Below are 12,835 nucleotides of genomic sequence, written 5' to 3'. Positions count from 1 at the left end.
GGGCCTCAAGCCCGCCGCTTTTTGTTTGCACTACCGTCAATTAACGACGGGTGCTTGAAGGCGAATGATCGCCAAAGCCGTTAGCGGAACCGTCACTATAGGTTTCGGTCTGTGTGCTGGTTACAGTCGCATTCGCAGTTACAAATGTCTGGTCAGCACCATACAGATTGTCTGGAATACCGGCATTTGGATTTTCAGCAAAAGCAGCACCGGCAGTCAGAGCAAGAGCGGCAACAGTCAAAGCAATCTTTTTCATTTTCATATTCCTTTTATAGGCCGGTCATTTTCAACGGATCAGTTGGGAGGTCTGTTCATCAGACGTTGAAATCCGGCTGTCATTCATAATGTTGATATTATGCGGAGGAGGTACCGGCTAAATTAGCCGTTATAGCTGGATGGTGAATTATCACCGAAACCGTGAGCCGAACCGTCTGTAAAGGTTTCAGCCTGCGTGCTTTTCACGGTTGAAGTGGTAATCACAGGTGTCTTGTCATTGCTGTACAGATCATCAGGAATGCCAACATTTGGATTTTCAGCAAAAGCGGCACCGGCGGTCAGAGCAAGGGCGGCAACAGTCAAAGCAATCTTTTTCATTTTCATATTCCTTTTATAGGCCGGTTATTTTCAACGGATCAGTTGGGAGGTCTGTTCATCAGACGTTGAAATGCGGCTGTCATTCATAGTGTTAATGTTATGCGGAGGAGGTACCGACGAAATTAGCCGTTATAGCTGGATGGTGCATTATCACCGAAACCGTGTGCGGAACCGTCTGTAAAGGTTTCAGCCTGTGTGCTTTTCACAGTTGAAGTGGTGATCACGGGTGTCTTGTCATTGCTGTACAGATCATCAGGAATACCCGCATTTGGGTTTTCAGCAAAAGCTGCTCCGGCAGAAAGAGCAAGTGCAGCAACAGTCAAAGCAATCTTTTTCATTTTCATATTCCTTGTTCAATTTATGTGAACGTGCTTGGGAGAAGCGCCGTTCCGATGACCCTGAGATAGGAGCCATTGTTTATGATTTCAACTCACATAAATTTTACGAATAAATAAAAATTCTGACACAATCTTTCCTGGAAAAAACAACAAACACATATCAACTCAATAAAATCAATAACTTAATAGTTTAAAAACTCGGCAGATATTTCAATATTCGCTGTATCGTTCTCTAAATAGAGACATTCCGTTCGTTGTATCGTTCCCAATTGATGAACAATAACAGTTTTATCACAATATTATTACCGGCTGTTACAGTGCTGTTTTTGGAATTAGATACCGGCAAATCACACAGTGACTCATCAAAGATAGATTCCAGATGCGCCAGCTTGCGGCATCTGCTAAGCCTTGTGCATGATGACCACATTTGATCCCGCCGAAAATCTCGCTGCTCTTATCCGCTGCCCGTCAGTTACACCGGCAGAAGGCGGAGCTCTCACAACGCTGCAGGCAATGCTGGAACCGCTCGGCTTCAAAATCGAGCGTCCTGTCTTCACCGAAGACGGCACGCCAGACATAGAAAACCTCTATGCACGCCTCAAAGGCACAGGCCCGCATCTGATGTTTGCCGGCCATACCGATGTGGTGCCGACCGGTGATCTCTCGCTCTGGAAGCACCCGCCTTTTGCAGCCGTTATTGAGAATGGTGAACTCTATGGCCGTGGTGCAGTCGACATGAAGGGTGGCATTGCCTGTTTTGTTGCCGCAACCGCCCGCTATCTGAAAAAATTTCCGGATCGCAAGCCGAATATTTCTTTCCTGATTACCGGCGACGAAGAAGGCCCTGCAATCAACGGCACCGATAAATTACTGCATTGGGCAAAAGCTAAAGGCGAAAGCTGGGATGCTTCACTGGTCGGCGAGCCAACCAATCCTGACCGCTTGGGTGAAACAATTAAAATCGGCCGCCGTGGCTCTGTCACCGGTACGGTGACAGTTCATGGCACACAGGGGCACGTGGCTTATCCGCATAATGCGGATAATCCGGTGCGCGGTATTATGGCTCTGCTGAACAGCCTGCTGATACCGGCCTATGATAAGGGTACAGAGAATTTTCAGGCCACAAATCTGGAAATCACTTCGATTGATGTCGGCAATCCGGCAACCAATGTCATTCCGGCAAAAGCAATCGCCTCGTTCAATATCCGCTTCAATGACACATGGACAGTCGATACTCTGCAAGAAGAAGTTACACGTCGCCTGAGCGATGCGGCACAGGACAATCCGTTCCGGCAGGATAAATCGGTGCCACTTCACTATGAGTTACAGTGGAGCGAACGCCCGAGCCATGTATTCCTGACCCGCAATGACAAGCTGATTGACTCTCTGAACGATGCGATCAAAGCAGTGACCGGCAAACAGGCCACACTTTCCACATCCGGTGGCACATCTGATGCCCGTTTCATCAAGGATTATTGCCCTGTGGTGGAATTCGGTCTTGTCGGCCAGACCATGCATATGGCCAATGAGCGAACATCACTGCAAGACCTTGAAAATCTCACCGCAATTTACGAAAAATTCCTTGAGGGCTTTTTCGCCTGAGTCATTCACGGCCCCCTCTTTCGTCGTCACTTATACAGGTTGCCCATGCCCAGTTTTGAAGAGATTCAGTATTATTTCTCCGCAGTCTGGCGCACCATGACCGGCCATCCGGAAGCATTGAATGATTTGAATACGGATGCAGATGGTTTCTGGCGGTCTTTTTATGCAATCCTGATTTCTCTGCCGCCAATGCTGATCGGCTGGGTCGAAATCGCAGCCCGTCTTACAGAAGGAACAGAAGGCGGCGACGCAACAGCATTGCGCCTTATCAATACGGTCAAGCTCGGCGCTATTGATATGATTGTCTGGCTGTTACCGCTGCTCATTATCGGCTTTCTTAGCCGCAGCCTTGGCCTTGAGCGCCGTTTTTCCACCTATGTAGTCGCTACCAACTGGACCACGGCTTTATTTGCGTGGATTTATGCCCCGCTCTCATTCCTCAATCTGCTGCTGCCGGATTTGTCTCCGGTCTTCGCAGGTATCGGTTTCGGGCTGTTTCTGGCGACATTGGTGCTGAGCTACAGGCTCACCCGTGCAGCATTACAACGGCCACATAGTTTCGCCGCGCCATTTTTCATTTCTGTGGTGCTGGGCAGTATTATGCTGACAATCATATTGCAAAATCTGGCAGGTTTTATGCCTGCTCTATAAAATCAGCGGATAATCCGCACCGATCATATAGAGACCATGGGCAGGTGCCACAACACCGCAGGCTTTGCGGTCACGCGCTTCCAGTGCCGCCACCAGATCATCATTGGTCCAGCGGCCTGTACCAACTTCGCTGATGCTGCCAACCAGTGAACGCACCTGATTATGCAGGAAGGACCGCGCAGATGCCCGCACTTCAATCAACTCGCCATGACGCTGAACATTCAAGAGATCAAGCGTTTTAACAGGGCTTTTGGACTGGCATTGTGTGGAGCGGAATGTCGTAAAATCATGCAGGCCGACAAGCAATTGTGCGGCCTCGTGCATGGCATCCGTATCCAGCTTTTTCGCTACCCACCAGGCACGGCTGGCTTCCAGCGCCAAAGGTGTGCGACGATTGATAATGCGGTAAATATAATGTCGTCCCAGCGCAGTGAAGCGCGCATCAAAATGATCCGGCACTTTCTCGACATTAATCAGAAAGACGCTCTCTTTATCCAGCGCCAGATAGGCATTGACCGCATCGCGCACTTTGGATGCGCCCCAATCCTTGGTCAGATCAACATGGGCGGTTTGCTGAAAAGCATGAACACCGGCATCGGTACGCCCTGCAGCTCCGATTGAATTACTGTCACCACAAAATTTGAAAATCGCGGCTTCAATAGCCCCCTGCACCGTCGGCGCATTATCCTGCCGCTGCCATCCGGCATAGGGTGAACCATCATATTCAACTGTCAGGCGATAACGCGGCACTCAATTTTCTCCGAATGCAGAAGCATAAATCAGTTTACCTTGCAAAGGCGCAAGAGTGGCTGTGTCCGTGAGGTGCTTTGCCTGCAAATATTGCGCGGGATAAACACTCTCAAGTCCGGCAGCATCGGCAACGCTGTAACCGAAGCGTCCGTAATAGGCCGGATCACCTAAGACAATGCTCAGAACCTCACCTTGCTGAACCAGCAGCTTGTGCGCAGCTTCAACCAGTGCACTGCCCAGCCCCGTCCGCTGCATTTCCGGTGACACAGCAAGCGGTGCCAAAGCAACAGCAGCCAGACGATTGCCGGCCTGTTCGACCCATAATCTGGAAAACAGAATATGTCCGGCAATTTTACCGCCCATTTCCGCAACCAGCTCCAGCACAATGTCGCCGTCAGCAACAAGCTTGCGCACCAGTGCTACCTCATCAGCCCCGTCAAAAGCAGCGGCAATCACACCATCAATCGTTGAGCGATCCTGCTCTCTGACGGGGCGTATATCCGGCTGCTTGACGGGAGAATGACTCATGGCAGAATTGTACCGGTTGCGAGCTTAACGCCATTGCAGAATTCTGCAGCGCTGACAGCCTTGCCACCCGCTTTTTGCACCAGCGTCAGCGCAACCGCGCCCTCACCACAGGCAATCACCAGCTGCCCGTCCAGCACTTCACCGGCTTTGCCAGCGCCATCAGCAATCACCGAGCGCAGCACTTTCACGCGTTCAAGCTGACCATTGATTTCCATCTCGCACCATGCACCAGGAAACGGGCTCAGGCCACGGATACGGTTATGCACCGCTTGCGCCGGTTGTGCCCAGTCGATACGCGCTTCGGATTTTTCAATCTTGGAGGCATAGGTCACGCCATCTTCTGACTGGGGGTTGAGCTTCAGGCTGTCACGCTCCAGTGCAGCCATAGCACGCACCATCAGATCGGCACCGGTAATGCTCAAACGATCATGCAATTCGCCGCAGGTCATATTCGGAGTGATGGTAATTTTCTCGACCATGGCCACAGGACCGGTATCCAGCCCCTCATCCATTTTCATAATCATCATACCGGTCTCGGCATCGCCCGCCATAATCGCCCGCTGGATCGGCGCCGCGCCGCGCCAGCGTGGCAACAGCGAAGCGTGACCATTATAACAACCAAGTGCGGGTGCTTCGAGAATAGCCTTTGGCAGCAACATGCCATAGGCAACAACCACAGCGACATCCGCATTCAGATCACGGAAAATCTGCTGTTCTTCTTCACTTTTCAGGCTTTTCGGGGTGAAAACAGGAATACCGAATTCTTCCGCTTTTTCATGCACCGGCGATTTTGTCAGTTCCAGACCACGACGACCGGCCGGACGCGGCGGCTGACTGTAAACAGCAACAATCTCATAGCCCTGTCCGATCAGCGCTGTCATCACCGGAACAGAAAATTCCGGCGTGCCCATAAACACAATACGTAACGACATAGACTATCCTACCTACACTCTCTGACCTGACCGTAATTCAGCCTGTGCTTCAGATTTTTTTACCCGAAGCCGGCACATGGGTCTTGGCCAGTTTTTTGAATTTCTTGATCACCATATCCCGCTTGAGCTTGGAAATATGGTCGATAAAAAGCACGCCATCCAGATGGTCAATCTCATGTTGCAGACAGGTAGCCATCAGGCCCTCAGCTTGGATTTCCTGTGGTTTACCGTCCAGATCCTGATAGGTCACGCGCACAGTCGCAGGGCGTTCCACTTCAGCATAATAATCAGGGATCGAGAGACAACCCTCTTCATAGCTGCTCGGCTCATCCGAGCGCTCGACAATCACCGGATTGATGAAGACATGCGGCGCAGGGGCATCGCCCTCTTTCGCCAGATCAATCACCACCATACGGATCGGCTCAGCCACCTGAATTGCAGCCAGACCAATACCCGGCGCATCATACATCGTGGCAAACATATCATCAGAAAATTTACGCAAATCCGCATCGAAACGCTCAACGGGTTTGGAAACCTGACGCAAGACCGGATCAGGAATAAAAATAATCGGCTTAATGGTCATCACAGTGATCCGGTGTTGCAAATGATTGAAAATATCTGACACCCGCGCAGGCAGGCACAATCGGAATGATGTCCGATCTAATCTCTCAGCACTCCGCCGTCAATAAATTACATGAGATGAATAAAAATTTGTTCACGTTTTATTCTTATATTTACCGCGAATCGTGTAATCTTTATCTATGGAAACATTATCTGCTTCAGAAATACCGGCATCCTTTGCGGGTGCTCTCGGCCTCAGCCCTGCTCAGCTTTTGCTGGCGGCGGGCGGTTTTGTACTGCTCATCATCCTCCTGCTGTTCTGGCTGTCCGGCCGTAACAACAGAACGATGTTGCATGCACAATTCCAGTCGGAAGAGCGGGCGCGCGAGGCAGAAATGCAAATGCAGTCGATCCTGAAAAGTCAGGCAGAGATGCAGGGCCGGATGCAGACGATGGCAGAGCTTTTCGGCGCCAGACAGGCAGAGCTCAATAAATCTATCCGCGACCGGCTCGACGGCATGACCAGCCATCTTGGCCGCAGTATCAATGAACAAACCCGCTCGACCCATGAAAACTTAAGCAAGTTGCAGGAGCGGCTGGCGGTGATCGACACCGCGCAGAACAATATCCAGTCGCTCGCCGGTCAGGTTGTGCAGTTGCAGGCCATCCTCGCCAATAAACAAACGCGGGGCGCTTTCGGCCAGTCACGGATGGAAGCAATTATTGCCGATGGTCTGCCAATGGGTGCCTATGAATTTCAGGCTACACTCTCCAATGGCATGCGCCCTGATTGTCTGGTGCGGATGCCCAACGGCACGGCCTCTCTGGTGGTTGATGCTAAATTCCCGCTGGAAAGCTGGAATGCATTGAAGGCCTCTGAGACACCGGAAGCCAAACGTCATTATGAGCAGCTTTTTCGCCGTGATATGGAAGTTCATATCCGCGATATTGCCGCCAAATATTTCATCAGCGGTGAGACACAGGATACGGCTTTTCTGTTTGTGCCGTCAGAATCGATCTTTGCGGAAATTCACGAGAATTTTGAGATGATTATCCAGCGGGCACATCGTTCCCGCGTGGTTATCGTCTCGCCTTCCCTGCTGATGCTCTCCATTCAGGTCATCCAGTCTGTGCTCAAAGATGCGCGGATGCGGGAACAGGCGCATCTCATTCAGGGAGAAGTTGTGCGGCTGATGGATGATGTATCGCGCCTTGATGAGCGTGTGCGCAAATTACAAACGCATTTTTCTCAGGCCAGCCGCGACATTGACGATATTCTGATCTCATCTTCCAAAGTCACCCGCCGCGGCGCGAAGATTGAGGCATTGGAACTGGGCGATAATCCGGATAATCACGAGCAGAAAAAAGCGCCTCAGCAACAGACTTTGCCGCAGAACAGTGCCCCTTCTGCACCACGCTTTTTATAGGGGGCAATCTCGCGGAATCTATCCCTGAAAACAGGATTATAAGCCTTTGCAAAACGTGGCCAAAATCCTGTTCAAGGCACAACAGAGCCTTATTTTAGGCAGTAAAATTAACCATTTAAACTATCTGCGCCATAATAAATAAAGACGAAACCGGCAATCCGCGTCTATGCAGCTCATATATATATCCGCACAGAAACCGGAAAGCCGCAGCGGAATCTCTGCCTCAAATTATGCCCGCAACACTTTGCCCGACAAATAAAAAAGCCGGACGCACATTGCATCCGGCTTTAATTCTACAATAAAAATCAGTAGTTTATGTCTTTATATATTACATAAAGACCAGAGCCTGATCAGCCCTTCAGTGTCTCAAGAATACGGGCAACCAGCGCATCACTTTCCGGAAAGCCGTTTTCAGCTTTACGATCCCACACCACCTGCTCATTCAGACGGATGATGTAATTGCCGTCGCCGCCCGGAATAAGCGCGATCTCACCGACTTCATCACCGAATGCCTGCAACAATTCCTGAGCCGCCCATGCAGCACGGAGCATCCAGTTACACTGGATACAATATTCAATGGTAATACGTGGTTTAGCAGTCATATCGAAATATCCTATATTTACTTAAAACAAACCCGCCGGAAGGCGGGTCTGCTCGAAATCTCTGAAGTGATTATTCATCACCCATTTTAAGCGCCTGAATGAAGGCTTCCTGCGGAATTTCCACCTTACCGAACTGACGCATGCGCTTCTTACCTTCCTTCTGTTTTTCCAGAAGTTTGCGCTTACGCGAAACGTCACCACCGTAACATTTCGCCGTCACGTCCTTACGCAGAGCCGAGATCGTCTCACGCGCAACAATACGTCCGCCAATTGCCGCCTGAATCGGAATTTTGAACATATGCTGCGGGATCAGGTCTTTCAGCTTTTCACACAGCACACGGCCACGCTTTTCAGCGGCAGAACGGTGTACCAGCATCGAGAGCGCATCAACCGGCTCGTCATTGACGAGGATCGACATCTTCACCAGATCACCTTCTTTATATTCCGACAGATTATAATCGAAAGATGCATAACCTTTGGAAATCGACTTCAGGCGATCGTAGAAATCGAACACCACTTCGTTGAGCGGCAGTTCATAGGTCACCATCGCACGCGGGCCGACATAAGACAGATCGACCTGAATACCACGACGCTCCTGACAGAGTTTCAGGATCGAACCGAGATAATCATCCGGCGTCAGAATCGTCGCTTTAATCCACGGCTCTTCAATTGATGTGATTTTCACCACATCCGGCATATCTGCCGGATTGTGCAGTTCCTTCACCGAACCGTCGAGCATATTCATGCGATAGACAACGGAAGGAGCGGTAGCGATCAGATCAAGATCAAATTCGCGGGAAAGACGTTCCTGAATGATTTCAAGATGCAACAGCCCGAGGAAACCGCAACGGAAACCAAAGCCCAAAGCGGCCGATGTTTCCATTTCAAAGGAGAAGCTCGCATCATTGAGACGCAGCTTACCCATGGCAGCACGCAAATCTTCAAAATCAGCCGCATCAACAGGGAACAGACCGCAGAAAACCACCGGCTGTGCAGGTTTGAAACCCGGCAGCATGGTTGTTGTCGGACGCTTATCCTCGGTGATCGTATCACCGACGCGGGTATCTGCCACTTCCTTGATCGAAGCAGTGATAAAGCCAAGCTCACCCGGCCCCAGATCTTCAACAGCCACCATTTTCGGTGTGAACACGCCGACGCGCTCCACCGGATATTTGGCACCTGTGCCCATCATGCGGATGGTCTGGCCTTTTTTCAGCACACCGTCGATGATGCGAACCAGCACGATCACACCGAGATAAGTGTCATACCAGCTATCCACCAGCATGGCTTTGAGCGGTGCATCACGGTCGCCTTCTTTTGGCGGCGGCAGGCGCTCAACAATCGCTTCCAGCACATCCGGAATACCCAGACCGCTTTTCGCGGAGATTTCCACAGCATCCGATGCATCGATACCGATCACATCTTCAACCTGCTCTTTCACGCGCTCAGGATCAGCCGCAGGCAGATCAATCTTGTTCAGCACAACAACCAGATCATGATTATTGTCAATCGCCTGATAAACATTGGCCAGCGTCTGCGCTTCCACGCCCTGAGAAGCGTCCACCACCAGCAGCGAACCTTCACAGGCCGCCAGTGAACGGGAAACTTCATAGGCAAAGTCAACGTGGCCCGGCGTGTCGATCAGGTTGAGAACATAGTCCTCACCGTTTTTCGCACGATAATTCAGGCGAACGGTCTGCGCCTTGATCGTGATGCCGCGCTCGCGCTCGATATCCATCGAGTCGAGCACCTGCTCTTTCATTTCACGATTATCAAGGCCGCCGGTTGCTTGAATCAAACGGTCGGCAAGTGTCGACTTCCCATGATCAATATGGGCGACGATGGAAAAATTCCGGATATGGTCAAGTGGTGTGCTCATGCGCGCGATTTAGCAGCAGATTTGCGCAAAGGCAAAGGGGATTCATGCAAATCGGGGCAAAACAAAGCATAAAGTGTAATCTTTCGGGGTATGGTGCATTATGTCCCCTTTGCGAAACGGCAAAAAACCAGTAAAGCGTGACCCCAAAGCTGACAAAACGCGCAAGACATCGCGGGGCAGCACTGGAAAGTTCACTGCATAGAGATGGACACATCGCTAGCAGTTATCATGCCGCAATAGGACCGGCGCAGGAGACAGGTCATGGACACGCAAACGCTTAATCACCGCACAACACCAAAGCTGGTTACAGTTTTCGGTGGTTCAGGTTTTGTAGGGCGTCATGTTGTTGATGCACTGGCACGGCGCGGTTACCGTGTGCGTGTTGCTGTGCGCAAACCGGAAATTGCCTATTATATGCAGCCGCTTGGCAATATCGGTCAGATCCAGCTGGTTCAGGCCAATATCCGCCATCGCTGGTCAGTTGAACGCGCAGTCAAAGGCGCGGATTATGTCGTCAATCTGGTTGGCATTCTTGCCGAAGGCGGCAAACAGCGTTTCAACACTGTTCATGCCATCGGTGCGAAACATGTGGCTGAAGTTGCTGCCGCTGCCGGTCTGCCACTGCTTCATATGTCGGCACTCGGAGCAGATCTGAAAAGTGCATCCGAATATGCCCGCACCAAAGCAGAAGCAGAACGTCAGGTACTGAGCGTAAAGCCGGATGCGGTCATTCTGCGCCCGAGCGTGATTTTCGGCCCTGAAGACCAGTTCTTCAACAAATTCGCCAGCATGTCCCGTTTCTCCCCGTTCATGCCTCTGATCGGCGGCGGCAAGACCCAGTTCCAGCCGGTTTATGTCGGCGACGTGGCAGAAGTCATTGCCCGTGCAGTTGAAGGCAAATTGCAGGCAGGCAAAGCCTATGAGCTGGGTGGCGCTGAAGTGTTGACCCTGCGTCGTTGCATGGAAATTTCGCTGGAAGTGATCGGCCGTAAACGCGCCTTCATCAACCTGCCTTGGTGGGTTGCCAGCCTGCAGGGCAAGATTCTCGGCCTGCTGCCAAACCCGCCGCTGACCAGCGACCATGTTAAATTGCTGAAGAGCAATAATGTGGTTTCACAGGAAGCTGCGGATGCCGACCTGACACTGGAAGGTCTGGGCATCAAGCCGCAGGCAATTGATGCAATCCTGCCATCCTATCTCTGGCGCTACCGTGTGCTGGGTCAGTATGACAAGGCAAGCCTTGCCCGCTAAGCCATTCATAAATTGAATAAAATAAAGGCCCCTTTCGGGGCCTTTTCTGTTTCTTATATTTGAAGCTTAACCCCAGACCATCAACGCGGCCAGACCGGCGGAACCGACGATCAGTCGCCACCAGGCAAATAATGCAAAACCGTGGCGGGAAACATAATCCAGCAAATAACGCACAACAATCACACCGGAGATGAAAGCCGCAACAAAGCCGATACCAATCTGCGCCATATCATTAGTCGAAAGCAGCGCATGGTTTTTATAAAGATCATAGGCAAAGGCACCGGCCATTGTCGGCATTGCCAGAAAAAACGAAAATTCTGCAGCGGAACGCTTATCCGAGCCCATCAGCAAAGCACCGACAATGGTCGAACCGGAGCGGGACACCCCCGGAATCATTGCCAAGCACTGCACAAGACCGATCATGAAGCACATTTTCAGCGGATATTGCGTCACATCATTATAGCGCGGACGCAGCGGCAGACGATCCACCCACAGAAGAACAAACCCGCCGACAATCAGCATCGAACAGACCAGCACCGGCGTTTCAAACAAAACCTGCTTGATATAGCTATGTGCCATTGCGCCGATCACGGCCGCCGGCAAGAAGGCCAATATGATTCCGGTTGCGAAGCGCCTTGCACCCGCATCCCGAGGCAGATCAGTCAGCAGCTTCCACAAACGTCCGAAATAAACACTTAAGATTGCGAGAATAGCTCCAAGCTGAATCAGCACCTCAAAAGTGCGGCCGGTTGATTCAAAGCCAAGAAAATGTCCTGCCAGCAAAAGATGGCCTGTAGACGAAACCGGCAGAAACTCGGTCAGACCTTCCAGAAGACCGAGAATCGCAGCCTCGAATATTGCCCATGCGTCCATAATGCTGAATACCTTTGTCTGCGTTATATAAAAATTGCTGCCGGTTCTGACAGGCTTTAAACATCTGATTTATGCAGACATCCTGTCAGCAAGCTGAACATGAGCAGAAAAACAATCGCCCTGCCTTAAATTCAGCCTGTTGAAATGTTTTTACTCAAAATGCAATGCATCTTTATGTAACTCACCCGTCCTAACCAATTATTTATAGGAAGCCTGTATAATTACGCAAAATGCTCTACAACCGCATTTTTATTGCGTCTGATGTTTTAATCTAACCCCTCATCTGCCGCTCAGGCTTAACCCTCTGCCGGACCGGAACCTTCTGTAAGGTCTGACTCTTTTGCAGATCGGCTACAAGCTGGCAGATTATTCAGTCCGATTACCGGCTCACCGGTGGCAATGTCACAGACCATGCCGCTTCCAAGCCACACCTGAAAGTACTATCGAACCACATGCTCACGCTGTTTCACCATCCGATGTCTACAACCTCCCGTTATGTCCGTCTGATTCTCAATGAATATGGCGTGGAAGCGGAAATGATTGAGGAACGTCCGTGGTCACGCAGAAAAGAATTTCTGGCACTCAATCCTGCCGGAACTTTGCCGGTCTTGCTGGCCGAAAATGACTGGCCGGTTGTCGGCGCCACAGTGATCGCCGAATATATGGATGAAACCCGCGGTGCGCTGAAGCGCAATCGCCGTCTGCTGCCGGAAACCCCGATGGAGCGCGCTGAAGTGCGCCGTCTCGTCGACTGGTTTCTGATTAAATTTGAAAATGAAGTCACCCGTCATCTTGCCCGTGAACGCGTATTCAAATTGCAGATGTCGCAGGAAATGGGCTCATCCGC

The 12,835-nt window shown here is 51.0% G+C and carries 15 protein-coding genes; 5 read left to right on the top strand and 10 right to left on the bottom strand.

The genetic code is table 11. From position 1 onward, the window contains the following. Nucleotides 1-40: 40 nt before the first annotated feature. From A918_RS0118445 to A918_RS0118435, 3 genes are all read right to left on the bottom strand, one after another. Entirely contained in the window at nt 41-256 is a 216-nt protein-coding gene (locus A918_RS0118445) for a hypothetical protein (protein WP_022712477.1), read from the bottom strand. A 122-nt stretch (nt 257-378) separates the two neighbouring features. Further along, complete coding sequence (locus A918_RS0118440; protein WP_022712476.1) at nt 379-594, bottom strand: hypothetical protein; 216 nt, start codon at nt 592-594, stop codon at nt 379-381. A gap of 122 nt (nt 595-716) precedes the next feature. Continuing rightward, nucleotides 717-932: a hypothetical protein gene (locus A918_RS0118435; RefSeq protein WP_022712475.1), complete on the bottom strand. Its 216-nt coding sequence runs from the start codon at nt 930-932 to the stop codon at nt 717-719. A gap of 414 nt (nt 933-1,346) precedes the next feature. On the opposite strand from A918_RS0118435, the gene dapE reads away from it, so the two are divergent. Beyond that, a complete protein-coding gene (dapE, locus tag A918_RS0118430) occupies nt 1,347-2,534 on the top strand; it encodes a succinyl-diaminopimelate desuccinylase (protein ID WP_022712474.1) in 1,188 nt (395 codons plus the stop codon). 45 nt (nt 2,535-2,579) lie between these two features. Further along, a complete protein-coding gene (locus tag A918_RS0118425; RefSeq protein ID WP_022712473.1) occupies nt 2,580-3,185 on the top strand; it encodes a hypothetical protein in 606 nt (201 codons plus the stop codon). Here the strand turns inward: A918_RS0118425 and truA are convergent. From truA to def, 4 genes are read right to left on the bottom strand one after another with little or no spacing between them, the layout of a single operon-like run. Next, entirely contained in the window at nt 3,180-3,935 is a 756-nt protein-coding gene (gene truA, locus A918_RS0118420) for a tRNA pseudouridine(38-40) synthase TruA (RefSeq protein ID WP_022712472.1), read from the bottom strand. The genes A918_RS0118425 and truA overlap by 6 nt on opposite strands. Beyond that, the gene (locus A918_RS0118415; RefSeq protein ID WP_022712471.1) at nt 3,936-4,463 is read right to left on the bottom strand and encodes a GNAT family N-acetyltransferase; all 528 of its coding nucleotides are present in this window, start codon (nt 4,461-4,463) and stop codon (nt 3,936-3,938) included. Next, nucleotides 4,460-5,395, bottom strand: a complete 936-nt coding sequence (gene fmt / locus A918_RS0118410) for a methionyl-tRNA formyltransferase (protein WP_022712470.1) — start codon at nt 5,393-5,395, stop codon at nt 4,460-4,462. The genes A918_RS0118415 and fmt overlap by 4 nt, the downstream gene beginning before the upstream one ends. 49 nt (nt 5,396-5,444) lie before the next feature. Next, nucleotides 5,445-5,978, bottom strand: a complete 534-nt coding sequence (gene def, locus A918_RS0118405; protein ID WP_022712469.1) for a peptide deformylase — start codon at nt 5,976-5,978, stop codon at nt 5,445-5,447. Between the two features lie 178 nt (nt 5,979-6,156). Between def and A918_RS21050 the strand changes: the two genes are divergently transcribed. Continuing rightward, a complete protein-coding gene (locus tag A918_RS21050; protein WP_022712468.1) occupies nt 6,157-7,383 on the top strand; it encodes a DNA recombination protein RmuC in 1,227 nt (408 codons plus the stop codon). Nucleotides 7,384-7,733: 350 nt separating this feature from the next. Here the strand turns inward: A918_RS21050 and A918_RS0118395 are convergent, their stop codons facing one another. Together A918_RS0118395 and lepA are read right to left on the bottom strand one after the other, a co-directional pair. Next, complete coding sequence (locus A918_RS0118395) at nt 7,734-7,985, bottom strand: SelT/SelW/SelH family protein (protein WP_022712467.1); 252 nt, start codon at nt 7,983-7,985, stop codon at nt 7,734-7,736. Nucleotides 7,986-8,055: 70 nt separating this feature from the next. Beyond that, the gene (gene lepA, locus A918_RS0118390; protein WP_022712466.1) at nt 8,056-9,864 is read right to left on the bottom strand and encodes a translation elongation factor 4; all 1,809 of its coding nucleotides are present in this window, start codon (nt 9,862-9,864) and stop codon (nt 8,056-8,058) included. A gap of 261 nt (nt 9,865-10,125) precedes the next feature. On the opposite strand from lepA, the gene A918_RS0118385 reads away from it, so the two are divergent. Then, the gene (locus tag A918_RS0118385) at nt 10,126-11,115 is read left to right on the top strand and encodes a complex I NDUFA9 subunit family protein (protein WP_022712465.1); all 990 of its coding nucleotides are present in this window, start codon (nt 10,126-10,128) and stop codon (nt 11,113-11,115) included. A gap of 66 nt (nt 11,116-11,181) precedes the next feature. On the opposite strand, the gene A918_RS0118380 is transcribed toward A918_RS0118385, so the two are convergent. Then, on the bottom strand, nt 11,182-11,988 hold the full coding sequence (locus tag A918_RS0118380) for an undecaprenyl-diphosphate phosphatase (RefSeq protein ID WP_022712464.1): 807 nt from the start codon (nt 11,986-11,988) through the stop codon (nt 11,182-11,184). Between the two features lie 452 nt (nt 11,989-12,440). On the opposite strand from A918_RS0118380, the gene A918_RS0118375 reads away from it, so the two are divergent. Beyond that, nucleotides 12,441-12,835, top strand: a 395-nt coding sequence (locus A918_RS0118375) for a glutathione S-transferase family protein (protein WP_022712463.1), incomplete at its 3' end; no start/stop codon positions are given.

Source organism: Pseudochrobactrum sp. AO18b (genome assembly GCF_000409565.1).
GTDB lineage: Bacteria > Pseudomonadota > Alphaproteobacteria > Rhizobiales > Rhizobiaceae > Pseudochrobactrum > Pseudochrobactrum saccharolyticum.
The sequence above is the reverse complement of the archived record's forward strand: the minus strand, read 5'-3'. Positions and strand labels throughout refer to the sequence as shown.